This is a genomic window from Vibrio sp. 1580 (assembly GCF_033340055.1).
This window is the reverse complement of the sequence record NZ_JAWOVT010000015.1, coordinates 36519-61778: the sequence shown is the minus strand read 5'-3', so window position 1 is coordinate 61778 and position 25260 is coordinate 36519. Positions and strand designations below refer to the sequence as shown.

At 51.1% G+C, this 25260-nt stretch carries 24 protein-coding genes; 22 read left to right on the top strand and 2 right to left on the bottom strand.

Translation table 11 applies throughout. The features are described from left to right. Positions 1-45 precede the first annotated feature (45 nt). The 22 genes from R7093_RS20280 to traN all read left to right on the top strand — a co-directional run bounded on the left by R7093_RS20280 (position 46) and on the right by traN (position 23322). Complete coding sequence (locus tag R7093_RS20280; protein ID WP_000228720.1) at positions 46-591, top strand: hypothetical protein; 546 nt, start codon at positions 46-48, stop codon at positions 589-591. After that, a complete protein-coding gene (locus R7093_RS20275) occupies positions 548-1177 on the top strand; it encodes a DUF4400 domain-containing protein (protein ID WP_000743449.1) in 630 nt (209 codons plus the stop codon). The genes R7093_RS20280 and R7093_RS20275 overlap by 44 nt, the downstream gene beginning before the upstream one ends. Before the next feature lie 47 nt (positions 1178-1224). Continuing rightward, positions 1225-1401: a hypothetical protein gene (locus R7093_RS20270; RefSeq protein WP_169342285.1), complete on the top strand. Its 177-nt coding sequence runs from the start codon at positions 1225-1227 to the stop codon at positions 1399-1401. A gap of 241 nt (positions 1402-1642) precedes the next feature. Next, the gene (locus R7093_RS20265) at positions 1643-2020 is read left to right on the top strand and encodes a hypothetical protein (protein ID WP_000869261.1); all 378 of its coding nucleotides are present in this window, start codon (positions 1643-1645) and stop codon (positions 2018-2020) included. Continuing rightward, on the top strand, positions 2020-2682 hold the full coding sequence (locus R7093_RS20260) for a hypothetical protein (RefSeq protein WP_001231463.1): 663 nt from the start codon (positions 2020-2022) through the stop codon (positions 2680-2682). The genes R7093_RS20265 and R7093_RS20260 overlap by 1 nt, the downstream gene beginning before the upstream one ends. Positions 2683-2862: 180 nt before the next feature. Beyond that, positions 2863-3006 carry a hypothetical protein gene (locus tag R7093_RS20255; protein WP_001275801.1) on the top strand — a complete coding sequence of 48 codons (144 nt, stop codon included), beginning with the start codon at positions 2863-2865 and terminating at the stop codon, positions 3004-3006. 11 nt (positions 3007-3017) lie between these two features. Beyond that, positions 3018-3383: a hypothetical protein gene (locus R7093_RS20250; RefSeq protein WP_001052531.1), complete on the top strand. Its 366-nt coding sequence runs from the start codon at positions 3018-3020 to the stop codon at positions 3381-3383. A gap of 144 nt (positions 3384-3527) precedes the next feature. Then, positions 3528-3809, top strand: a complete 282-nt coding sequence (gene traL, locus R7093_RS20245; protein WP_000805625.1) for a type IV conjugative transfer system protein TraL — start codon at positions 3528-3530, stop codon at positions 3807-3809. Then, positions 3806-4432, top strand: a complete 627-nt coding sequence (locus R7093_RS20240; protein ID WP_001049716.1) for a TraE/TraK family type IV conjugative transfer system protein — start codon at positions 3806-3808, stop codon at positions 4430-4432. The genes traL and R7093_RS20240 overlap by 4 nt, the downstream gene beginning before the upstream one ends. Further along, the gene (locus tag R7093_RS20235; RefSeq protein ID WP_000794249.1) at positions 4416-5333 is read left to right on the top strand and encodes a type-F conjugative transfer system secretin TraK; all 918 of its coding nucleotides are present in this window, start codon (positions 4416-4418) and stop codon (positions 5331-5333) included. Before R7093_RS20240 ends, R7093_RS20235 begins: the two co-directional genes overlap by 17 nt. Beyond that, positions 5333-6646: a TraB/VirB10 family protein gene (locus R7093_RS20230; RefSeq protein ID WP_024131605.1), complete on the top strand. Its 1314-nt coding sequence runs from the start codon at positions 5333-5335 to the stop codon at positions 6644-6646. The genes R7093_RS20235 and R7093_RS20230 overlap by 1 nt, the downstream gene beginning before the upstream one ends. Beyond that, on the top strand, positions 6643-7221 hold the full coding sequence (gene traV, locus R7093_RS20225; protein ID WP_000793435.1) for a type IV conjugative transfer system lipoprotein TraV: 579 nt from the start codon (positions 6643-6645) through the stop codon (positions 7219-7221). Before R7093_RS20230 ends, traV begins: the two co-directional genes overlap by 4 nt. Before the next feature lie 78 nt (positions 7222-7299). Next, a complete protein-coding gene (traA, locus tag R7093_RS20220; protein ID WP_064754699.1) occupies positions 7300-7617 on the top strand; it encodes a TraA family conjugative transfer protein in 318 nt (105 codons plus the stop codon). A gap of 200 nt (positions 7618-7817) precedes the next feature. Beyond that, positions 7818-13349 carry an Ig-like domain-containing protein gene (locus R7093_RS20215; protein WP_000606833.1) on the top strand — a complete coding sequence of 1844 codons (5532 nt, stop codon included), beginning with the start codon at positions 7818-7820 and terminating at the stop codon, positions 13347-13349. Positions 13350-13497: 148 nt separating this feature from the next. After that, positions 13498-14205, top strand: coding sequence for a DsbC family protein (locus R7093_RS20210; RefSeq protein ID WP_172692928.1), 708 nt, complete (start codon positions 13498-13500; stop codon positions 14203-14205). Further along, on the top strand, positions 14202-16649 hold the full coding sequence (traC, locus tag R7093_RS20205; protein WP_000637386.1) for a type IV secretion system protein TraC: 2448 nt from the start codon (positions 14202-14204) through the stop codon (positions 16647-16649). Before R7093_RS20210 ends, traC begins: the two co-directional genes overlap by 4 nt. Before the next feature lie 14 nt (positions 16650-16663). Then, positions 16664-16981, top strand: coding sequence for a hypothetical protein (locus R7093_RS20200; RefSeq protein ID WP_000351984.1), 318 nt, complete (start codon positions 16664-16666; stop codon positions 16979-16981). Continuing rightward, positions 16978-17508, top strand: a complete 531-nt coding sequence (locus R7093_RS20195) for a S26 family signal peptidase (protein WP_001010738.1) — start codon at positions 16978-16980, stop codon at positions 17506-17508. Before R7093_RS20200 ends, R7093_RS20195 begins: the two co-directional genes overlap by 4 nt. Continuing rightward, positions 17471-18736, top strand: a complete 1266-nt coding sequence (locus R7093_RS20190; RefSeq protein WP_000621288.1) for a TrbC family F-type conjugative pilus assembly protein — start codon at positions 17471-17473, stop codon at positions 18734-18736. The genes R7093_RS20195 and R7093_RS20190 overlap by 38 nt, the downstream gene beginning before the upstream one ends. Beyond that, positions 18733-19404: an EAL domain-containing protein gene (locus R7093_RS20185; protein ID WP_001337754.1), complete on the top strand. Its 672-nt coding sequence runs from the start codon at positions 18733-18735 to the stop codon at positions 19402-19404. The genes R7093_RS20190 and R7093_RS20185 overlap by 4 nt, the downstream gene beginning before the upstream one ends. Beyond that, complete coding sequence (locus R7093_RS20180; protein WP_000983283.1) at positions 19401-20408, top strand: TraU family protein; 1008 nt, start codon at positions 19401-19403, stop codon at positions 20406-20408. The genes R7093_RS20185 and R7093_RS20180 overlap by 4 nt, the downstream gene beginning before the upstream one ends. A gap of 115 nt (positions 20409-20523) precedes the next feature. Then, positions 20524-23322 carry a conjugal transfer mating pair stabilization protein TraN gene (traN, locus tag R7093_RS20175; RefSeq protein ID WP_001256487.1) on the top strand — a complete coding sequence of 933 codons (2799 nt, stop codon included), beginning with the start codon at positions 20524-20526 and terminating at the stop codon, positions 23320-23322. Between the two features lie 38 nt (positions 23323-23360). Here traN and R7093_RS20170 read toward each other — a convergent pair whose 3' ends face one another. Together R7093_RS20170 and R7093_RS20165 are read right to left on the bottom strand one after the other, a co-directional pair. Further along, positions 23361-24221: a hypothetical protein gene (locus R7093_RS20170; RefSeq protein WP_000709517.1), complete on the bottom strand. Its 861-nt coding sequence runs from the start codon at positions 24219-24221 to the stop codon at positions 23361-23363. A 122-nt stretch (positions 24222-24343) separates the two neighbouring features. Beyond that, the gene (locus R7093_RS20165; RefSeq protein ID WP_000796664.1) at positions 24344-24985 is read right to left on the bottom strand and encodes a hypothetical protein; all 642 of its coding nucleotides are present in this window, start codon (positions 24983-24985) and stop codon (positions 24344-24346) included. Between the last annotated feature and the right edge of the window lie 275 nt (positions 24986-25260).

Sequence of the window (25260 nt, the reverse complement as noted above, 5' to 3'; positions counted from 1 at the left end):
AGAGCTATGTGTGACAAGAAGTATAGAAATTACGAGGTAGCCATCATGGTCGATGTGAACCCTTTCGACAGGGTTATGAATGAATTGAAAAGTCGTGGCCGCAAGAACGCTCACATCCTGAGCATCCTCCAATTCGACTGGCCTGCATCGGAGGCCATCATCGAGAAGCTGAGCTGCTACATCACAGACGGGATTAAGGCTAATCAGGAGCCTGTGATTTACCCGATCATTGAAGAAGCTCTGCATCGCTACAGCCAGCTCGTGTTTCATGAGCAGAGAGAGAAATATGAAGACCCGGCCAGAATTGGGGCATTTCTGGAAACCCTGATCACCGAAACCTGCCGGGCGTTGGAAGTGCAAATTGTCGATAGTGGCGGTGATTCATGGTCTGTCGATTCAGGAGAGTCGTTCTCACTGTGGCTTTCTTCCCATCCAGGAGAACTATCCATTAACCCGCAGCCCCATGAGGATGAGACCTCTTTGCGTGGCTTGCTGTATGAGCTCATCACCTGTGAGAGCGTGAAAACTGTTTTAAGGAGAACCGACTATGAAGAAGCCGTGGTTGCTGGTCGCATGGCTGCTGGTTATTGAGTTGCTGGCAATATTGCTGCTGATCCCTGGCGACTGGACAGACAGAGCCATCAAAAGGGAATCCGAGCTGGTGGAACAGAGTCTTGGTGTCGAAGCAAGAGACTGGATACAGAACAAAGCATCTACCTGGTTCAGGTCGAGCGTTATTGATTCAGGATTCTATGAGGGGATGTACCAAACGCTGATCCCATCAGAAGAGGAGCGCCAGAAGTCCAAGGGGATGCAGGACATGGGCAAGGGCTGGTTTGTGTGGGTCAAAGGCCGCATGGAAGCCTTTGTCAACGTCATTTACCAGTTCTACACAAGGTTGGCACTGTTAGCCGCGTGGGCTCCCTATATGCTGATCCTGTTCGTACCTGCGGTATATGACGGGATGATGACATGGCGAATTAAGCGGACCAACTTCGATTATGCGAGTCCGGTTCTCCATCGTTACAGCGTTCGCGGAACGATGTACCTGATGGCCGGATTGTTCATCGCGTTCTTCATCCCCATAGCGCTCGATCCGGTTGTCATCCCGATGACAATGATGACGTGCTGTGTCCTGGTTGGCCTGACGTTCGGCAACCTCCAGAAACGGGTATAGGGAGGGAGGATGAGCTACTCCGTTATAAATCAAGATGGGGTGCATCTGTGCGACATCCCATTGAACGTCTACCAGGTGATACGTCGCCAATCCTTGTCTGCGTTGTGGCTTTACTGGGCGCAGAGCTTGAATTTGGTGAAGGTGCTCATTGCTTGCGTCGGAAAGATGATCTTTGTGATGCCGGTAATGTGGTTCTGGGTGCTGGTGGTGTGCCGCTTGGTTGAACCAGAACGTATCTCAGACGTGTCAGGACTTATCTCTCCGGACGTGATCGGGTGGGCCGCTGGTGCGGCCATCACCCTCATTATCTATTCCGTTTTTACACGCCCAGCTTTGTACGGATACCACAACTTTTTCAAGCAGCATATTTGCTCAAGAGTAAAGCAAGTAACGCCGGAACTCAGAACAGTCACTGGGCCACTGTTCTTTTACCGAAACGAAATTGGAACGATATAGAGAGGAACCATGAAAGTAACCAATAAACTCAAACTGCTGGCACTGGGGCTGTGTATGGCCGGTACTGCCATCGCGGCTCCTGATGTGCTCAATGACGACGCAAAGCTCAAGAACCTTGAGAAGGTGTGTCCCGACTGTAAGATGGTGGCAAAAGATGTACTCAATCTGCGGGTTGAAAACTGCCAGCTCAAAGACACTTCCAGTGCAATGATGATTGGCACCATGCAAAATGACCCTATGTTTTCGTTTATGCTGGCAGTACACACAGCGGCAGGCTCGGAGGCATACAAAACGGTAGTTGGTGCCGCTGGCAACCATGTTGACTGTGAAAACCCGTTGAACTGGATCAAGCTGACCCAGCAAGCGATTAAAGGAGGCAAAGTCTAATGCGTAAGAGAGATTTCTTTTTTGGAGAGGTGTATGAGGGGGGTGCAGGAGCCACTCTACGACTGAGTGATATGGAACCATTGGCAAGAAAAGTGTCGGCAGAGTTCTTCACTGCACAACTGAACCGTATGCTGAAAGAGCATGACGGTCAGTTGACGCTCAGCGATGGAACGTCGTACCCCAGCTTTTGGAGCTTCATCGACAAGGTTGTTCCAGAGCAGGTTGGTTTCGTGGAGATCTACGCTCGGCAGGATGTTAACGATAATGTTGAAGCGACACTGGCGTGTGACATCGTTTTGGTAAATGGTGTGATCACCGTTAAACCTCACTGGTGTGCTTACAAAGACATCAGGGCTGACGAAGTGATTTCCACCTTACTGGTGCCTTTGCATTTGAAGGCTCTCCAGGGTAAGGCTTACATTCGCTGGGATGATGGTGAAACCGAACCTCTGTTACAAAACGACGACTATCAGGCTGAACTTGAAAATGTGTTTAGTGTTTCCAAGTACCCATCAGCCATGAGCTGGGGCGATACAGCAGACCAGAAGGTTAAGCAGTACAAGATGGACCTTGAGTGCGCCACAGATGTTGGTTGTCGAGGTGTCTCATCAGAGCAAGCATGGGATGCTTATCGAGAACTCCGTTACAATAGAACAGTGTGAAACAAGCGGCCATTGGCCGCTTTGAACTTTCACATGTGAAAGTTTTTCGCCTCCCGCTCTTATCATCTCCTCGAATAAACCTCCATAAAGTGCCCAAAATGGGCCGTAACAGCACTGTTCCTAGATTGATCAATTAAGAGACGATTACTCCGTGATGACGACAAGTTATTTGGAGGGTCTATGTCCGCACAAGCTCACGTCAGAGAAAGCGAAAGCTCATCTGGTTCATTCATCTCCTGGCAGTTCCTTGTCTGGCAGGTGATGTTCGTTATAGGTGTTGTTGCAGGGATGAACCTGGAACACGCATTCAATTTTCTAGGTTAATGGGAGGAAGTGTGAACCTTAATAAACAATTTTTCTGGTTTTTGATGAACGCGGTGCTGATGTGCATCTTCATCGTTCCAGTGGCCGTCGCGTTTTGGCTGTCTGCTTTTGCGGCAGGTTTTGACTGGAGTCAGTGGGTTAAGTTGGCTGCTGATACGGCCAACAGAGCTGCAAGTGACCCGGCCAAGGCTCTGGGCACGGTTCAGACCTACTGGGGCATTCTCAGCTTCTTCCTGCTGGCGGCGTACAGTCTGATGTTCAAGTTTAAAGCCAATGCTAACAAGGAAGTGAAAACTCTGGGGGTGGCCCGACCAGCCAATGAAGTTAGCGTTGCGGCTTCGGAAAAACATTCGGAAGCGGTTCCTCAAAATCAATAACCGATCCAGTAAACGCAAAAAAGGCGGCTTAGGCCGCCTTTTTTTATTTGTCGCTGGAAGTGCCCGAAAAGGGCGCGAAGCCGTGGCAGAAAATCAGTGACCCTGAATGAGAATACAGGCCACTAGGAAAAGAAGAGGGTTGCTATGAAGCCTGTAAAGATACCGCGCCGGGTCGATGAGCCCCCGCATCTGCTGTTGTGGAGCGCAGATGAGTTGGCCCCGATGCTTTTGGGGCTAACGATAGGGGTCATCATCGGTAAGGCCCTGATCTGCTTTCTGGGGGGGTTACTTGTAACCAACCTTTATCGCCGATTCAGGGATAACCATCCGGATGGATACCTGCTCCACATGATCTACTGGGCCGGGTTCATCATGACCAAGGCCAAATCTCTCAAGAATCCGTTTGTCCGGAGGTATTTGCCTTGAACCTGAAAAAGTATCTCAAGACCTGGGAAGGGACCCAAACAGAAAATAAGTGGGGACGAATCTTCCAGGGTGGTCTTATTGCTATCGTTTTCCTGCTGGTGGTCCAAGTATTCAGCAAGGAAACCATCGTCACTATCCAGCCTTTCACGCTCACGGAAGAAGCCTGGGTGACGAAAAATAACGCCTCTCAGTCCTATAAAGAGGCTTGGGGTTTCGCTTTTGCTCAGCTCCTTGGCAATGTGACGCCAGGAACCGTTGACTTTGTGAAAGAACGGATCACCCCGCTTCTCTCCCCGAGCATCTATCAGGACGTGATTGATGCCATCGAAATTCAAGCTCAACAGATCAAGAACGACCGCGTAACCATGCGGTTTGAGCCGCGTTTTGTTGAGTACGAGCCCAAGAGCGACAAGGTGTTTGTCTACGGATATTCCTACGTCAAAGGGGCTTCTTCTAACGAAGAGCGTAGCGAACGCTCCTACGAGTTCGCCATCAAGATTTCAAACTACGCGCCCGTGCTGGACTACATCGACACCTATGTAGGAAAGCCACGCACCAAAACTGTTTTGGAGCAACTCCAGCGCAAAGAAGAAAACCGGAGAAAGCATGAAGAACAACGCTAAACTTTCGCTCCTGGCGCTGTCCTTGGCGCTTGGAACTTCAATGGCCTATGCCTCGGATGACATTCCTGTTGTCCCGGCCAGTGTTATGAAAAAGGATGTTCCTGCCCCTGTGACGTCAGGACAAAGCTCCCATGAGGTTGTGGGCAGCATGAATGAAAACCCCTTACTGACGATGAAGCCGGGGGTTAACCAGATCATCCCGATAGCCGTTGGTCATCCGAACCGAATCGTCACGCCTTTCAGCAATCCTGAGATCGTTTCAACATCTCTGACCGGGGCGACGGATAACGGCCAGTGTGGTGAGGTCTGCATCAAAGAGAATGTGGTCTATGTCGCCACGGATAAGCAGTATCCGGTGACTATGTTCATTACTGAAAAAGGCTCGGAAGCCCAAGCTCTCAGCCTGACGATGGTTCCCCGTCGTATTCCGCCCAGAGAAGTCTTTCTCAAGCTCGATGGTGGTGTAGGTATCACTGGTGCTTTTGCCAATACCAAGGCTGAGACCTGGGAACAGAGCCAGCCTTATGTCGAAACCATCCGGTCAGTATTCCGAAAGATTGCTCTTGGTGAAGTCCCTCAAGGTTACACGTTGAACCGCATCCCTGCTGGTGCTGCGGTGCCGAGCTGCGCTCATCCTGGGGTAAAGGTGGATTTTAGCAAGGGGCAATACATGATGGGCCACCACCTTAACGTGTTCATCGGTGTCGCCCTGAACGTCTCTGATCAGCCTATTGAGTTCAAAGAGGCGTTGTGTGGGAGCTGGGATGTGGCTGCGGTGACTACGTGGCCGCTTAACGTGCTTGAGCCCGGCCAGAAGACGGAGATCTATGTGGCGAAGAAGCAGAAGCGTGGTCTCGCACCAACGTCTAAGCGTCCATCGCTGCTGGGAGGTGCCCAATGATTAAGCGATTTTGGACACAGTTAGACCCCAACAAGAAGCGTTGGGTGTCTATCGCTGGCGGCGTCTTCGTTCTTTTTGCGGTCGTGACAATGTTCTCTGGTGAACCCAAGAAAGAAGAGAAGCGCGGTCGCCAAGAAACCATCAAGCACGTTCTCACAGACAAAAACACCCGTGAGATCGGGATAGATTCGTTGTCTGCCGATGTGAAGATGGTGTCTCGTGAAAACTCCGACCTGAAAAAGGAGCTGGAACGAGTCAAGAAAGAGCTGGAGGAAACCAAAACCACTGCCGGGAAATCCAGTGATGTTGGCCGTGAGATGACCCGCCTTCGTCAAGATTTGGACCGCCTGACCCAGAAGAACATGGAATTGGCTAAGAAAGTCGAAACCGGCGCTGCTGGTGGAAAAACATCCTCTTCATCAGAGGATGCCAGAGCCGATGTTAATGGTGCATCTGGTGGTGATGGTCAGTTCATGGAGAAAAAGCTCGACTACAAAGATCCAGCATCCTTTTTTCGGGACGCACCGCTTCCTGACTCGAAGGGTGGGGCTCCTGCAACTGGCAAGGGAGACGGTCGTGATGCAACTAAACCAGGCATCCAAATAGTGAGCTACTCGCAGAAAGCGCCAGAAGTTGAAGAGAAGGACAACAAGGATGATGAGTCTATCTACCTACCTTCTGGCTCCATCCTGACAGGGGTGCTCATCAACGGTATGGACGCACCAACATCTCAAGGTGCTCGTCGAGATCCGTTCCCTTCGACCCTCAGGATTCAGAAAGAGGCTATTTTGCCTAACCGCTTCCGTGCGGATGTTCGTGAGTGCTTCCTGATTGTTTCAGGCTATGGAGATCTCAGTTCAGAGCGAGCGTACCTGCGTGGCGAGACCTTCTCGTGCGTTCGGGATGATGGGGGGGTCATAGAAGCGAAGCTGGATTCCTATGCAGTGGGTGAAGACGGTAAGGCCGGTGTCCGTGGTCGCGTCGTATCGAAGCAGGGGCAAATCATCGCCAAGAGCTTGATGGCAGGCTTCCTTGGTGGCGTTTCCGAAGCCTTTGACGTCAATCCTGTGCCGGTCGTCAGCACTAACCCTGGCTCAAATACCCAGTACCAGTCTGTGTTCTCCGACCAGATGTTGCAGGGAGCAGCAGTGAAGGGGGCCAGTAAGGCGCTAGATCGCATCGCTCAGTTCTATATCGACATGGCCGAAGGCATCTTCCCCGTTATCGAGGTCGATGCTGGCCGTCAGGTAGACATCATCGTGACCAAAGGAACCAAGCTACAAATTCGTTCCACCGGGGGAACCAAGAAATGAAAAATTTGAACATTTTGACCAGAAAGGGCAGTTCCAGAGGCGAGGCTCAAAAGGAACAGGCAGTAAGATCCGCAAAGATGTTGGGGGTGGGTGCAGCGCTACTTATTTTGTCGGGCTGTTCGACGTTCAACATCGGCAAGGATGAGTATAGCTGTCCGGGAATGCCGAATGGTGTTCAGTGTATGTCAGCGCGAGACGTTTACGCCGCAACCAATGACGGAAATGTCCCGCGCCCAATGAAACCAGAGGAAGTCGAGGCCAAAGCGGAAGCGGATGGCGAAGGTTCCTCAAACGTTTCAGCGAACTCATCTAGCTCCGGAGACCCGGTGATTGACAACTATGTCGCACCGCGTCTTCCGGATCGCCCGATTCCAATTCGTACACCAGCACAGGTTATGCGGATTTGGGTAGCTCCCTGGGAGGACACCAATGGTGATCTCATCGTGACAGGGTATGTCTATACCGAAATCGAACCGCGCAGGTGGGTGATTGGGGATGGCACACCGCAAAGTGAGCCAGTTTTGAGACCGCTGCAAACGGTACAACACGAACCGAAGTCTGAAACAACCAAATAGGAGATGTTCTTGATGAACGCAAATCAGTTGGCGAATGCCTCAAGTAAAAACAACGCACTCTTCCTCTTCCTGGGGTTGATGGTGGTAGCCTTCCTGCTCGTGCCGGATCAGGCCCACGCTGGTACTGGTGGTACAGCGTTTGACGACGTATGGGTAACTCTCAAGGATTGGACCCAAGGTACTTTGGGTCGAATCGTTGCGGGTGCGATGATCCTGGTCGGTGTTGTTGGTGGTATCGCTCGCCAGAGCCTCATGGCTTTCGCTATGGGTATCGGTGGCGGTATGGGCCTGTACAACTCCCCGACCGTAGTGGAATCCATCATGTCTGCTACTCTGGAACATGCAGAGAAGGTCATCCCGGCTGTTGTGCAACTCAGCAATGGCCTGGGGGTGTAAAAGACACCTTGCCGTTAATCAACGGGTGATAGGGGCAGCCTAAAAGCTGCCCTTATTTTTTGGCAAAAAGTCCAGTCATAACAAATTCCAACTATTTCCTTATTTGCTCAAAAAGGGCACTTCCACAGCCCATGTTTATGCACTCCCTCCCGTAACCTCCAGCATTGGGTTCTTGTAACTCAAAACGAATGGAGAATGCGATGATCAATTTCAAGCCTAAAATTCCGGCGATGCTTGGGGCTCTGGCGGTTCTTACCGCTGGTGCTGCTCATGCAGAGCTGCTGGAATACACCTTTAAGGCTCCAGATGGTACGCAACGGTCTCTGACTCCGAATGCCAACTATGCCAACCCAACGGGCAATATCTCGTTTGCCTTGAGTGCCGGTATCGACCGAAAGGTAAAGATTTCGGTGATTCGGTCGGATGGAACAGTGGTTTCGACAGCGACCAGCCACCTTCTTGGGGCTACTGATCGCATCACAGTGGGTGGAAAATCCTACTATGGTGCGGAACTTCAACTACCGGCTCCTTCCGAGGGAGTCTACAAACTAAGGGCCGAAATACTGGCGTCAGACGGAAGTTCCGTTCAGACTGATGAATACCCGCTTCAAGTCGATACGACAGCGCCAAGTTTGGCAAACGTGACAGTAAAAGGGGAATGGAACCGGGCGCTTTCTGATGGAACGCTACTGCGAGGTCCTAACCGATTTTCAGGTATAGATGTGTCTGCATCTGATGCCGGTTCTTCGGTTTCCTCTATACAGGCGTATGCTGTAGATAGCAAAGGCAAGAGGAGTCCTGTTGTCTCGGTTAATTACGCCAACGGCCAAGGCCAGTTGTTGAACTGGAGCACTGTGTTCCCTAATGGGGAGGATCTATATACGCTTCATTTCGAGGCCCTGGATAAAGCAGGGAACAAAGGGTCAATAGCCTATCCTATTGCTTGGGATTCAGTAGGTGCAAAGTCTGGAGAGAATCCTGAGCCAGTAGCAGTGTATGACCCTAAGAACCCGCAGGCCTCAACTTTTAAGGTTAATGGTCAGGCCCTATCAGGTTTTGCGCCTTATCAGAACGGAATGACCATTTATTCCGATACCTACAGGGTGCTCTACCGGATACCCAAAACAAACTCCTATCCTTCTTCACCTTACGGTGCTCAAAGCGGTAACTGGTGTGATTATAAAAACTGTATTGAAGGCAATATCATTGCCGAAGACGGTACATATGATTATCGGCAGACGCAAGCTGATGTATTCCAGCAACATGGGACAAAAACTAAGTCGTTTATTATTTACGACTGGGTTATGAACTCTCTTGGTAATACATCCGTCAGTGTGAAAGCTGATCCATCGGTTAGCTTGGCTCCCATCGGTAAGTATGTTGAATATCTTAGGGATGATGGTCAGTGGGTCCGCGGTGAAACCATTAATATGAGCTCAGTTAACCATTATAAAAAACTGAGATTTCATGTTGAGCCGAGACCTTACGCTCAGGAGTTATGGGGATCTTGGTTGCCTACTACTAAAATTCCGGCAAATGCTTCTTATGCAGAAGTGGATACGGATATATCGTTCAGTGGGCGCTCATGTTCATGGCCTGGATATTGGTCTCGACCGGAAGGGAAGCCTGAACTTCCGTCTGATCGGATTGGGGCAACGTTCTGCTATGACCTTAACCCTCCTGAAATTGCTGGGTTAGAACGAAATGGGCGGATTTTTAAAGCTCATTTCCGTGAGCCTGATTCATTTGACGGTTGGGGTGTTAACCAGTGGGTTATTTCTAACAACTCAAGTGCGTCTGCGATAACCTCGACTGGCGAAGAACGTCCGTTGTCTCGTACTGAAGTTCTTCGTAGTAGCACAAATGATTGGTTTTTCACATTTTCTGCTGAGAATCTGTCAGAGGGCACATATACCGGCATATCTCTCGTAGCTAAAGATGCTTTCGGTAATGAGGTTAAGCAGGTATTCACTGGCTCCCAATATGCTATGAGCATAGATAATTCAGCGCCGACACTAACCGTATCGATCAGTGATGGAGCACCAATCCAGTCTTTGGATGATGTTGTAATCACCTTGACTGATACTGCCGACCCGAGTCCTAAGCTGACCTCTATTGCCCTCGTCGGAGGCCCAGCCGATGACAAGGTGCAGTTGTCTTGGCGTGAGGAGTCGAAAGGTCGATTCCGCCTTGAGTACCCGGTAATGTTCCCGTCTTTGAAGGAAGGGGAATCTTACACGCTGACTGTTTCCGGTGAGGACGCACAAGGCAACGCGGTTCAAAAGGCGGTTGGCTTCGAGTACAAACCGCGTCAGGTGATGCTGGCGGATGGGATGGATGGCAAGGTTATGGTCCCCGCTGTCACTCATGAATTTGTTCATGCAGATGGCAAGCGGATCATCGAGACCAAGCCGCTGACGCTCAGTGATGGTGCTGTCGTGACAGGTTCATACGACGTGTTTGCGACCCTCCGTTCTGATGCGAAAGTGCCGCTGGTGGTGAATGGGGTGCGTATCGAGCCGGGCCAGACAATGGGGATCATGAGCCAACATGATTTCGGTGCGTCAGGTGGTCGTTTGAGCATTCCGGTTAAACCGGCTGTTCCTGATGTGGTCGGCTCTTCCAGTCTTCTTGTCATGACCTCCGCGCCGAACTCACCCATCTTGGTTGTGGACATCAATACCTGGAAAGGGACGGCCAAGCTCTCGGCTGAATCATGGACAATTCGCCAGGTTATTGACCCGGTGAAAATCTATGCCCTGCCAGAGTCGGGTGTGCCTTGCCGGTTCACCACGAAAGAGGATGTGGCTATGGCCGCAGACCCAATTCGTGACCCGGTGTGTTTGCTCCAATGGGACAGAACTCCGGATGAGGCTGAACAAACTACGCAGGACAACAACGGGATGAAAGTTGCCGGGCTGGTGGGGCAGGCTGTGAGCATTGGTGAACAACCTGTCGAATACAGCCTGTACCTGTTCAGTGGTGACGGTTCCAAGGTAAAAGTTGGGTCTGGCTCTCAGAACCTGACGGTAACTACTGCCTATGGCTCTGTTGGTTACACCCCGATTGATGACATTGCTCAGGTGAATCGCGTCATTGAAGACTTTGATGTGAACTTCAAGCAGAGCAAAGGTCCTGATTGTTCAATCACTCTCAGTGCTGACCGTGCGAAAAACGAGGCCGCGAACAAAGCTGTTGGCAGTGCAAGCCGCACCTGTCTGTTCGAGTGGCAGCAGATCCCCGATGGACTGGTCCAAGACCCGTTATCGGAATCTCCTTCGTTGTCAGGTTCCCTGGCCGAGAACGGTGATCACCCTCTGGGGTGGCGGGTAAGTATTTTCACCCGTAACGGCACTCGGGTGACGTTGAACGACGAGACTTTCAATGTCGAAGCGGTTGACCCACCAGCTCCGACCGTTGAACTAGCCTCCGACTACAACTTCAAAGACAACATCTACTTGGTGCCGATGACAGGTAACTACCTGGGTGATGCCATTATCAACTCTGAACGAGCTGATCTGGATATTGCCATATCGCGCAACTCTGATGTTCTTGAGTCTGAGACCTTCACTCCGGGATGGGGTGCCACCAATAAGGTGTATCGCCGCATCAATACCGATGAGCGAGCGTTGTGGGAGGAGACCACCTACAAGGTGAACGCGGCCTACAACAAGGTGCCTGATGTGAAGACTGAGGTTGTCTACCGGGCTATCTCTGCACCTTCTGACAGTATCCGTCCTATCGTTGAAGTTAAAGGTGATACCGCGATTGACACCCAGGCATTGCCGGTTAGGGTTCTCATCCGTGATCAGTACAAACCTGATGGTGACTATGACGCTAACACGATGGGGGTGTGGAAAGTACGCCTGATCCAGCAAAAGGCCTACAACGAGACGGTTGCGCTCACTGATTATGCGGAAGCATCGAACGGTGAAGCTCAGTTCTCAGTAGACCTGTCTGGTGTGGATACTTCCTCCGTCCGTATCGCTGCTGAGGCTGTTCTGGAAAGCCCTGTTGAGGGTTACAACCGCACAGAGTTGTCTATCAGACCTGCCTTCTTGACAGTGCTTCGTGGTGGTGCCATCGGTGCTGGCGTGGAGGCTCGCAAGTTGTCTGGTGAAGCTCCGTTCACTGCTGTGTTCAAGCTATCTTTGGACGACCGTCAGGATCTCCGGGCTACCGGCCAGGTTGTGTGGGAAACCAGTAAGGACGACGGTAAAACCTGGGAGCAGTTCATCCCAGAAGATCGATACAAGTATCAGCTTGTGAAGACCTTCGATAAGGGGGAGTACCAGGTTCGGGCCAAGGTGGTGAACGTCAACTCAGGTGCGGAAAAGTACACCGAAGCGGTCAGTGTTGTCGCTTACGACAAACCTGATATTGCTGTTATCGGCCCGACCACGTTGTTTGTCGGAAGTGAAGGCAAGTACACAGCGAACCTGACGTTGAACGATGAGCCAATCTCCGGTGGCAATGCCATTGTTGAGTGGTCTACTGACGGTGGCAAAACCTACGCGCAGACAGGGGATAGCATCACGCTTTCGAGCGATGAAGAAACCCGATACCGCCTGTGGGCTCGTGTGCGCTCTGCCACTGCACCGGCTGATGACGGCTATGCCTATGAAGTTGCGAAAACGGCAGTTGACTTCCGAGCAGTGAAGGCCCCCCGTCCTTACGTGACAGGGCCGCGAGTCATTGAGACCGGTAAGAAGTATGTGTTCAAAGCCGAAACCAGCCTGCCTTACCGTGGGATGGACGTGAAGCTGAACGGGTTCTTCACGCTGCCTGATGGCTCAATTGTGCAGGGTGATACTGCTGAGTACGTGCCTTCGGACACTGACCTCAACCAGGCTACTGTAGAAACGAAGTACACCACCTGGATCGAAGGATACCGAGATCAGGGTGCAGAAGCCTCGCATAGCCTACGCTCCCGCGTGTGGCAGTATGTATGGCCGAGCTTCGGAATGCAGGTCAGGAAGAACGCTGACGTGGCTCCTGCGACGATCACCGCGTCAGTGCGGCCAATTGCCTTCAACGGCAAGCTGGAAGAACCGACCTACGAGTGGGAGTTGCCGGAAGGCGCAGTGATTCAGGATCAGCGGCAGGATATTGTCCGGTCCTTTGTGATCAATGAGCCGGGCGATTACAACATCAAGGTGACTGTCCGTGATGCTCGCGGCCATGAAACCGTGATCGAGCAACCGCTCAAGATCGGCCAGGCAGAGCCCTATGCTATCGACCTGCAATACTCTGGCTCGAACAAATACGAGCGTGAGCCTCTGGATGTGCTGTTGCGACCGTACATTTCTGGCGGCCACCCACGCGACCGTATTTCGACTCGCGTCTACTCGGTAGATGGTACGCCGTTGGAAAGCAGCGGTTACTACGGCAGAGCAACTCTGGGCGCTGGTGAGCACAGCATCAAGCTGAAAATAACCTCAGAAATGGGGCATGAAGCTGAGGGCGAGGTGAACATCAATGTGGCAGAGAACAAGTTGCCTGCATGTAGCCTGAGCTCACGAGAGACCGTTGGGTCGTGGATCGTTTATGCGAACTGCGAAGATACCGATGGCCGCATGAAGTCCTACGAATGGACCATTGCCGGTGAGTTGCAGAGCATCAGCTCTGATCGAGTGACTATCAGCAAGGGCACCTATGAAACGATGCCGACCATCTCTCTGGTTGGGGTCGATGACTCTGGTGGCAAATCCGAAGCTGTTACCATGAACTAAGGTTCATTCCTCTCAAAGCCCGGTTCAGACCGGGCTTTTTTTTGTATCGCGCTGGAATTGTCCAAATTGGGCTATTACAGAGGCGAGTCTATTTCCCTCCCCCGGATACACTGCCCAGCATCCAGTAATCCAATCTTAGGGGATAGACATGCGGACAAAATTACTCGGGGCGCTGATGGTGTTCGGGATTATTACCGGCACGGCTCATGCGTCATCGAAATTGGAAATCACCGATCCCAGAGCGGCGAAGATAGAGGACATCGTAGAGCTACCCATCAAAGGGGTTCGAGCCGTCCAAAGTGATGGGCAGATCATGTTCCTCTCTGAAAACGGGCGATTTGTTATTTCAGGACAAATCTACGACCTGTGGAGCAAGAAGCCCCTCAACACGATGTCCCAAATGAGGGATGTAGCGGAGCGTATCCACTTCAAGAGCATGGGCATGGATGTGGACACGCTGAACACCGTTTCGATGGGGCGTGGTGACAAAGAGGTGGTGGTCTTTGTCGATCCTAGATGCGCGGTTTGCCATCAGCTCATGGGTGATGCCAAATCGCTGGTGGATGATTACACCTTTAAATTTATCGTGATTCCTGCTCTGGGTGCTGAGTCCAACCGCTTGGCAAAGAACTTGTACTGCGCGAAAGACAAAACCCACGCGCTCAATGCGCTGATGAACAACACCTTGGGTTCCCTTCCTTCAAAAGAAACCTGCGACCCCGGCCAATACGATCAAACGCTGCTGACAGCTCATTTCATTGGGATTGAGGGCGTTCCGTTCGTGGTTGCTCCGGATGGTCGTGTCAGCAAAGGACGTCCGAAGAACCTGAAATCATGGTTGGAGAGTGTTGAATGATCGTAACCATCAAAAAGAAACTCGAAGAAACGTTGATCCCGGAGCACTTGCGAGCTGCCGGGATTATTCCTGTCCTGGCCTATGACGAAGACGATCATGTCTTCCTTATGGATGACCACAGTGCAGGCTTTGGTTTCATGTGTGAGCCCCTGTGTGGTGCCGATGAAAAAGTTCAGGAGCGAATGAACGGTTTCCTGAATCAGGAGTTCCCGTCGAAGACTACGCTCCAGTTTGTTCTGTTCCGCTCCCCGGACATCAATCAGGAGATGTACCGGATGATGGGGTTGCGTGATGGCTTCCGTCACGAGCTGCTGACATCTGTCATCAAGGAACGGATTAACTTCCTCCAGCACCACACGACAGAACGCATATTTGCCAAGACCAACAAAGGTATCTACGACAATGGCTTGATCCAAGACCTCAAGCTGTTCGTTACGTGCAAAGTCCCCATCAAGAACAATAACCCGACTGAAAGCGAACTCCAGCAGCTCGCACAGCTTCGCACGAAGGTCGAATCATCGCTTCAAACCGTTGGTCTGCGTCCCCGCACAATGACGGCGGTGAACTACATCCGGATCATGAGCACCATCCTGAATTGGGGGCCGGATGCTTCATGGCGACATGACTCTGTGGATTGGGAGATGGATAAGCCCATCTGCGAGCAAATCTTCGATTACGGCACTGATGTGGAAGTCAGCAAGAACGGCATCAGGCTGGGGGACTACCACGCGAAAGTCATGTCAGCGAAAAAGCTGCCTGACGTTTTCTACTTTGGTGATGCGTTGACCTATGCCGGGGATCTCAGCGGCGGCAACTCCAGCATCAAAGAAAACTACATGGTTGTGACCAATGTGTTTTTCCCTGAGGCAGAAAGCACGAAAAACACTCTGGAGCGCAAACGCCAGTTCACTGTAAACCAAGCCTACGGGCCGATGCTCAAATTCGTGCCGGTGCTGGCGGACAAAAAGGAGAGCTTCGACACTCTCTATGAGTCCATGAAAGAGGGGGCTAAGCCAGTCAAGATCACCTACTCGGTGGTTTTATTTGCTCCAACCAAAGAACGTGTTGAAGCGGCGGCGATGGCCGCACGAAACATCTGGCGTGAATCTCGGTTCGAGCTGATGGAGGATAAGTTCGTTGCTCTGCCGATGTTCCTCAACTGCCTGCCATTCTGTACAGACCGGGATGCAGTGCGAGACCTATTCCGCTACAAGACCATGACAACCGAGCAGGCGGCTGTGGTCCTGCCGGTGTTTGGGGAATGGAAGGGGACCGGGACCTATCATGCAGCGCTGATTTCCCGCAACGGCCAGCTCATGAGTCTGTCTCTTCACGACAGTAATACCAACAAAAACCTGGTGATCGCAGCCGAATCCGGCTCGGGTAAATCGTTCCTTACCAACGAACTGATTTTTTCCTACTTGTCCGAGGGTGCTCAGGTCTGGGTTATTGATGCCGGTAAGTCCTACCAGAAGCTGTCGGAAATGCTCAATGGCGACTTCGTTCACTTTGAAGAAGGAACGCACGTCTGCCTCAACCCGTTCGAGCTCATACAGAACTACGAGGACGAAGAAGACGCGATTGTCAGCCTCGTTTGTGCAATGGCGTCGGCCAAAGGCTTGCTGGATGAATGGCAAATCTCTGCGCTGAAACAGGTCCTTTCTCGCCTGTGGGAAGAGAAAGGTAAAGAGATGAAGGTTGACGACATCGCTGAGCGCTGTCTGGAAGAAGAAAACGACCAGCGCCTCAAGGATATTGGTCAGCAGCTCTACGCCTTTACGTCGAAAGGTAGCTACGGGAAATACTTCTCTCGCAAGAACAACGTCAGCTTCCAGAACCAGTTCACTGTACTGGAGCTCGATGAACTGCAAGGGCGTAAGCACTTGCGTCAGGTTGTACTGCTCCAGCTTATTTACCAGATCCAGCAAGAAGTATTCCTGGGTGAACGTAACCGCAAGAAAGTCGTCATCGTGGATGAGGCCTGGGACCTGCTCAAAGAGGGCGAGGTCTCGGTCTTCATGGAACATGCCTACCGCAAATTCCGTAAGTACGGTGGCTCCGTTGTCATTGCAACGCAGTCCATCAACGACCTCTATGAGAACGCAGTGGGCCGCGCCATCGCGGAGAACTCGGCCAGCATGTACTTGCTCGGCCAAACCGAAGAAACCGTGGAATCTGTTAAACGTAGCGGTCGTCTGACCCTTTCAGAGGGCGGGTTCCACACCCTCAAGACGGTACACACCATCCAGGGCGTGTACTCAGAAATCTTTATCAAATCGAAGAGCGGCATGGGCGTCGGACGCTTGATAGTGGGCGACTTCCAGAAGCTGCTTTATTCGACCGATCCGGTGGACGTTAACGCCATCGACCAGTTTGTGAAACAAGGCATGAGCATTCCTGAGGCAATCAAGGCCGTGATGCGAAGCCGTCAGCAGGCTGCATAACCAGGGAGACAGTAATGGACATTAAATCAATCGCAATCGCCGCCATTCTCGGTGCCGCTGGTGGCTTCGGCGGTAGCTACTACGTGATGAGCGAACAAACGGCAAGCATCCATCAGCGTTTGAATCAAACCCCGCCAGTGGTCGTGGTTGACTTCGCTAAAGTGGCGTCGGCGTATCCCGCTGGTGCCTCTCAGGAGGAAGTTGAAAGACTGATGGTCAAGACCAATGACGCAATTTTGAAGTTGAAAGACGCAGGTTATTTGGTCCTTGACGCAAGTGCTGTCGTCGGTGCTCCAAGTGACGTGTACCTCCCTGATGAGGTGCTGAAATGAATTTTCCACTCAAGAAGTATTTCGTCAAAAAGGAATCCTGGAAGCGCTTCGGGGTTAAGGCCGGTGTGACACTACTGGTTCTTTGGGCTGCTGGTGCGGCCTTTGCCAGCCGCTACCGTATTGGCATTGATCCACAACAGGAGAAGTGCCTGCCGGGTTACACCTTCTTCCTCATTGATCTGAACGACCAAACTCTGGAGAGGGGAGCTGTTTACGCCTTCCAAGCCAAGAACATGCAGCCTTTCTACAAGGACGGGACTCGCATGGTCAAAATCCTCACCGGTATGCCGGGGGATAAAGTCGAGATCAACGATAAGTGGAAGATCACCGTCAATGGTGATGTCGTCGGAGAGGGGCTCCAGCTCGCAGGGAAACTACATCTGCCAGAGAGCCACTTTTACGGCAAGACCACGCTGAAAGAGAATAACTACTGGTTTATGGGCAAAAGCCCATTCAGCTTCGACTCACGTTACTGGGGGACTGTGAAAAATGATCAGATCATTGGCCGCGCATATCCCCTGTTCTAAGAGCGTTCTGGTGGCGTTGATATTCTCTGTGGCTGGCGGGGCATACGCTCAAGAGTCTCCGCTCACAGAGCAGGATAAGGCGCTTATTGAGAAAGGAAAGCAAATTGCCCAAAAGGCCCAGAAGATGGAAATGCCATCTCTGTTGCAAAACCAACACATGGACGAGGCTCAGGCCGAAGCCAAGGCATTTTTCAAGCAGCTCCAAACTACTAACCCAACGCTCAAGGAGATGCACCGGAAACAGGCTGAAAAGGGTATCTACTCTGACCATCGGATACTGGTTTTCGCCTCGTTGTCTCTTGGCGAACAGGGGTTAGATGACGTCCTAACGGCGGTGTCAGGCCAGCCTGATTCTGTAATTGTGTTCCGTGGCATCCCGGAAGGAATGAACTTGGGGCAGGGAGTTAAAGCTATTCAGGCGCTCGCGGCCAAAAAAGACCCAGTGCCGAACATCATCATCAACCCTACGTTGTTCAAAACGTACAACATCACAGCCGTTCCCACGATTGTGATGCTGGAGGATGAGCCGCTGCCTGGCGAACAACCAAACGTCGTCGCCCAGGTCTCCGGGTTGTCCGACCCGGTATGGTTGGCTCGGGAAGTGGATAACGGAGAAAAAGGCGATCTCGGCGTTAAGGGGCCGGTGGAGAAAATCAGTGAGCCAGACCTTATTGATGTTGCCAAGAAACGCCTTGCCAATATCGACTGGGAAGAGAAGAAGAAACAGGCTATAGAGCGCTTCTGGACCAAGCAGAATTTCAATGAGCTGCCCAGAGCGCCAAAATCTCGAACACGAGAAATTGACCCTAGCGTCATGATCACCAGTGACATCAGCACTCCGGATGGCACTGTGTTCGCTCACGCGGGTGACGTGATCAACCCATTGTGCGATCCGAAGGAAGTTTGCAAGCCTGGAACGCGGCCATTTACCCAAGCGGTCGTAGTTTTCGACCCGCTGGACAAAAAGCAAATGGAGCTGCTCGCCAAGAAGCTGCCTGAAATTAAGCAGGAACCTGGCGTACAACGGATTACCTATATCGCCACAGAGTTCGACAAAGACAAAGGCTGGGATTCCTACAAGAGTGTCACCGACAACTTTGACGCGCCGGTATATCTGCTGACGCCAGATCTGATTACCCGGTTCGAGCTGGAGCACACACCGAGCGTCATTACTGCCAGAGGCAAGAAGTTTGTTGTCCGCGAACTTGCTGAGGAGGGCGGTGAATGATTTTTGCCCCGGCTTTCCAACCAATTAAAGACGTCGGCACAGGTTCGTTTGTCGCTGCTGAGGTACTGGCTCGTTGGTACGACGAAGGCCGGGTTCTTACACCATCCTCTCTGTCATCACCTCCTTATTGGGGGCTGGTGGATATGGAGATGGCACGGTTCATTCAGGACAACCTTCATTATTGCTTGGATCTGTACCCAGCTCTTTTTCTGAATGTCTCTGAACATACTTTGCAATCAGACGTCATTTTCAAAGCGTGGTGGAGGGTTGTCCGCGACATTGCTAAGAATCACTCATCACGGCTTGTCATCGAGATTACCGAGGGCATTCAGGATGCCTCTCTCGCATTGAGATGGGAGGCTCTTACCGAAATAGGGGTTGAGCTGGCGCTGGATGACTATGGAGACAAAAACTCTTCGCTGGAGCGCCTGAGTCGTTATGACTGGCACTATTGCAAGTTTGACGCGAGAAGACTGCGGTCGCTTGAAGACTACTCGGCCATCCTCCACTGCCGCCGAAAAGGCATACAGCTCATTGCTGAGCAGGTGGAGAGCTTCCCATTGGGGGAGAGCGCCAAATTACTTGGACTGTCATGGCAACAAGGTTTCTATCACGGGAAGCCTGCTGTCATGGAGAAACACTTGAATTACGTAAAGGCCTTACCATGATGCAAAAAATTCTACGGGTCATTGCCGTTAGCGCGGTCTTTTGGGTTCGTTCGGTATCGGCTGACCCTGGGTGCCAGAATGCGGAAGTAATCGGCGGAAAACTGATTACTGACATCTGCTGGAGCTGTATTTTTCCCATCAAAGTAGCAGGGGTTCCTATAAGTGGTGGAGGCGGATCATTCCCGAGTGAAGCCGTAAGCAACCCTCTGTGTATGTGCGAGGATAATCTAGGGGTCCCTCGGCCTGGAGTCACCACTTCTATGTGGGAGCCAGCACGGCTTGTTGAATTTCAGAGAGTGCCTGGCTGCTCATCTGTCTTGAATGGTGTCAGGTTCCCGTTTGATAGGACTAACCAAGGGCATCATGGCATGGGAGACATGGATGGTGGTGATGGTTCTTTTATGCACTATCACTACTATGCGTTTCCTCTGTTGGTGATGCTCGATTTATTTATTAAGCAGACCTGTAATGCTGATGGGTATATGGATCTCGACATCATGTACATGTCGGAGCTCGACCCGACCTGGAACAATGATGAGCTCGCTTTTTTTACCAATCCAGAGGCGGCGGCAGTAGCAAACCCAATTGCGGCGGCTGCGTGTACTGCTGATGCTGTCTCATCAACCGCTGGAAAACCTTTAAAACAGCTTTTCTGGTGTGCTGGTTCATGGGGCACCCTGTATCCATTTAGTGGCAACCAGAATGGTGGAAAAGGTGTTATCCGCGATAGCAGTCTTCTTAGCACAAGGGTTCTGGCTGCTTTGCATCGCCGGGGGTTAGCGTGGAAGACAATGGGTTCTGAGGCTATGTGTAGAGGTGTTATTAGCCCAACACTACCCAAAACGCAGTACAAATTCACGCTATTGCATCCGGTTCCAGAGACAAACTCATCTCACGTAATTGGCGAATCCACTCTTACGTGGGGTCTGGCGCGAACTATACCGGCAATTGGGCAAGACCCTATTTACACCATCTGGCGATGGAATGATTGCTGTAACAATTGAGCAGACCCTAACGAATTTGCACGGGCATTTTAGATTATGCCCCAAAAGGGCCACTACACGTACAGGTGGCCCTTGTCTTCTCAGATAGCATGGGAAGGTTGAAATGGAGAACACAATGCGAAGTCATAATTACTTTATGAAAGCTGTGGCCTCGCTGTTGACAGTAACCATGTCTGCGCTGCCGATACATTCCTACGCTAACGGTAGCCAAGACCAGGACATCACAGCGGTGGGTAAAGAGGCCCAGGCTTTCGGACAAAACCTCTCAAACTCATTCAAGTCGAGCTCGGGGACTGTGCAAGATGGCACAATCTCTATGCCGACGTTGAAAGACGGTCAATTCCAAATGAACGGGGGGAGTCAGATTAATGTCAATGATCTATTCCCCGGAACGAGCGGGACCAACAATAAACCTGATAGTTATTACTTCCCTGATGCCAATAAACCTGATGTGGGCGGTCTGCAAGGCATTTACGACTCTGGCGATGACATGGACAGCGTGGGGAATAATGCAAAAGGGTCGCTGTGGAGTGATGCCAATAGTGCTAATCCATCAATCTCTGGTGCGGCATACAAGGTTCTTCTCGATGCCTCTAATCGATCACGCCCTGATTTCAGTAATGACCCTGTACTAAATCTAAGCAAAAAGACCTATGAGGATATGGACCTCATCGCAGGTGGCTTTGGGGATTGTTCTGCCGAAACAACCATCAATCAGAATACTATCAACGCCCACATTCCAGAGTATGAACGGTGTCAGCGTGTTGTAGATCAAAGCGCGGACTGTGAGGTTGTCCATGACTACGATGCCTCTGTGGTGAAGCACTATGATGGTCCATATAACCTCAAATCTTGTGGAGAAGGCTGTACTGAGTTGTGGATTGGCCGAGTTGGTAACGACTACTGGAGTGGCAACTGTTCGATTTATGAGGAATACACGCGGGTCCAAGTCAGTAATCCAGACGCCATAGTGTCTGCAACTCTTGAGTACGCCAAGTGGGATGACTACATGCAAGTTTGGGTTGGTAAATCAGGTCAGGAAACTAAAGTATGGTCCGGCCCTGACGGCAATTTCCCTCCAGAAACGGCTGGCCGATGTGAATTGTCAACAAGTTGGGAGCGAAACCCTAATATTGATGTCACTCCCTATTTCAAGAATGTGAAAGATGGTGATGTTGTTACGTTTAAGATCCGCGTTTCAGTAACTGGCGCAGGTGAGGGTTTTGGCCGCATAAAGCTACGCTATGACCCATCAAAAGCCATTACCAAGGATGAGTGGGCTCCACAGAGCTGCATGGATTCAGCCAAAGGGGTTGTAGATGGTTTTGCGGAAGGCGAGATCACATGTATAGATGACCCGACTGATGCTACGGGCTGCACAGTCATCAATGGGATCAAAGTTTGCGAATCTCAACTCAAGCCGTCACCTTTGCCTGGTATTCCAAAACTATGCAAAAAGGTTCGAGTTAAAGCTGACTATGACTTTTATAAGGGGCAAATGGACTGCTGGACAGACCCTCAAGGTGAAACGCACTGTCCGGTAAACACGGGCGGGAATCTCGATAGCTGTCAGAAATATGAAGAAAACCCTCAGTGCGGCTTCATCAGTTCCAAATGTGTTGATGGTGCTCAGGGAAGTTCTGGTACGTGCTACGTCCACGAGGATACTTATGACTGTGGTACAGATGTTTCTGTTCCGACCTTGGAAAAGGAAACTGAGTACCAGTGCGGTGGGCCTATACGCTGCATGGGAGATGACTGCCTTGATTTGACCAAAACACAAAGCACTGATTTTGCTCGCGCTACTGCGTTGCTCAATGCAGCCCAATTCATGACGCAGGATATGAGCTGCACAGGCCAAGATGGGGATGACAATCCTACCGGGGATGAAAACGTTATTTGCTCTGCTTTTGCAGGGGAAGCTGGCGAATGCAAGATAGCTGTTGGGGGAGTTTCTGATTGCTGTGAAAAGCCAACCAATATATCTCTTGCCGATTATCTGAACCTAATAATGGCCGTTCCAAAGCTCGATGGCGCAGTGATGGGGCTGACTGATGGTAATGCGCTTAAAGGTGCTTATCAGGTACTTAGGGAACCTGCCCTTCAAGGGTGGACAGAAGTCACAAAACCGTTCACAAGTTATATAGAGAACGTTTCAGGTGCTGTTGATTCGTTCTTCCAGCCTGTAGAGCAGTTTGTTGATCAACTCATTGACCAGCTCAAAGAGCAAGTCAAAGAAGTGATGATGGATGTCATGAAATCAGCAGGCCAAGATGCAGCAACAGAGCAGGCGGCTGCCGCAGCATCTGAACAAGCTGCCGAAGCAATGATGGAGACTGCGACAACATGGCTTAGCACTGCCATGACGATATATACCGTCTATGTCGTTGCGATGGTGATGATCCAGATGATTTATAAGTGCGAGGAAGAAGAGTTCACTATGAACGCCAAAAGAGCGCTCAAGAATTGCACCTATGTAGGCTCTTATTGTAAATCTAAGGTGTTGGGCGCTTGTATTGAAAAAAGAGAAGCGTATTGCTGCTTCAATTCTCCGCTCTCTCGTATTATACAAGAACAGGTTCGCCCTCAATTGGGGCAGAACTTTGGAGACCCCAAAAATCCTCAGTGTGAAGGGATTCCACTAGATAAAATTGCCGAAATTGATTGGAGCAAAATTAATTTGGATGAGTGGCTTGGGATATTACAGCAGAACGGTAAATTCCCTGATCCGGCCTCAATAAATCTCGACTCGCTGACTGGAGCAGGGAATGACTTCAATATTGACGGGACGCGGAAGAATGCTCAGGAAAGGGCGTTGGAGCGGTTGGAAGGGATTGATATTGACGCGAAGCGAAAAGAGGCGACAAACAGCATAGACCCTCAAACAGGCGCGCCAACTGGTGGTGGTGGATAAAAAAAGGGGCCTTTCGGCCCCTTTCTCATGTAGATTGATTACGCTTCTGGGTAAACAAATAACTCTGCTTTTCCCTGATCAAGAAGGTAAGGGAAAGCAACTTTTTCGCCATTATCCAGCTCAACCGATTTTGGAGCAAGGTAGAGGTAGGCCCAAGCTGGTAGCTGTTTGCTAATAGCTGCGTAGATCGCTTGCTGAGGAGCATGGCTTGCTGCCCCATTACCGACATTCACAAAGTTGTATGCGGTCTCATGGCCTGATGTGAAGGCATACGCTGTACCTTGAACGCCAGAGACAAAATTAGGAGCTGACCCTAGGCGAGGCTCCACGATTTTCACCTTAACGGAACACATGTCAGCTACCTTACTTTGTCCGTTCACCCACGTCGGGCAACCCCATTCATTCTTGTAGAACTGATAGGTTAGGCGACCATCTTTGTCATACAGAAGCGTGAAATTGGCACCCAAATCAGTCAGCGCTGACTCAATGGAAACTTTCACATGTGAAAGAAATTTGGCCTGAGCGTCTGCCGGTGAAACTGCTTCGTTAGCAGGCATCCAAGCGATCAAGCTATTGCGAGCGCCATGCTGTTTGGGGCCGATAGCCCAGTTCGCAAGGTTGACCAAGCCACCTTGCCAGTCGGTCATTCCGAGCTGAGGGGACATGTAGCCAGACAGCACGTAGGCTGCCCCAAACGTTTTGGTGTCGGTCAGACGCTCCAGCTTGTCACGCGGAACAGAAGCGTCTTGGATGCCTGTTACCAGGCCACCGGCCTCCGCGATGTTGTAAGCGCGACTGTGATTGGTTTTGTACGCTGTGGGTTCGTAACTGCTGGTGGATGCACAGCCAGATAGAGCTGCTACAGCCAGAGCCACGGTGGTGATTAAAGCCTTTTTCATGTTGTTCTCCGTTCTTACCTGAGTTGAATCTGATTTACTTCGATAATATCACAGCATCAAAAAATGCAACCATAAAAGACAAAAAAAAGCCCCTCGGGCGAGGGGCAAAGGTTTGGGCTGGGTTATGCTGCTTTTGTTTTCTCGGCTTCGTCTGCGATTTCCTTGTCGCCGGTTGCAGATTCCGGAGCGGCTTCGGCCACTTCACCTTCTTTGCCTTTGCTGTGGGCGGAAATGCGAGCCCGTTTCTCGATGCCGATGATTCGACCGGCCAGCTTGATGAGGCGTTGCTGCCATTGGTAAGTGGCGTCGGTGCGCTGCTTGCTGGTCAGTACGGTGTTCAGCCAGAGAGTGTCAACGATCCCCATCAGGGTATCCAGTTTGCGGATCAGGTGTGCAAACTGAGCAACCTGAGGAGAGTTGATCTCGATGGTGTATTCATTCGGGTTGGTGTAGCCGGGCATCATGTCGATGCCGTTGTCTTCCATCAGCTTGTTGAGCTGGGCGGTAGCTTTGTCCAGGTCTTCGGAGACCTTGGAAATGTGTTCCAGGATGACGGTTTCAACCTGGTCGATTTCGTCCTGCTCACCGATGATGCGAAGGATCACGTCGATGGAGAACAGGGAGTTGGAAACTCGCTCAAAGCTGCGTTCCATGACGCGCTGAGCTTGGAGGCTATTTACTTTCAGAACTTGCTTGAAAACAGGGCGAGAGTAGTGGTTGCTGCGGTCGTTGTTTGTGTCCAGTGCTACTTGTGCTTCTGCCATTAGAGATACTCCTAAATTTGAGGTACAGATAAACGCACTGGAAAGGATAAATGCGGTCAATCTGTAACCTGACCTCTCGAAGTGCCCAAAATGGACAGTTACAGCGTTTTCTGTTTAGCAAAGGTGAGCTATATTTGAATCATCTTAGTCGCTCTGCGGCTATAGGTGAGATAGCTGGTCTCCGAAAACAAACAGCATCTAGTCTTATGCCGTATGGCATTACTTAACCCCAAGCCGGGGGCTTCTCCCGGTTTTCGGGTGTTGCCCCTGTTTTT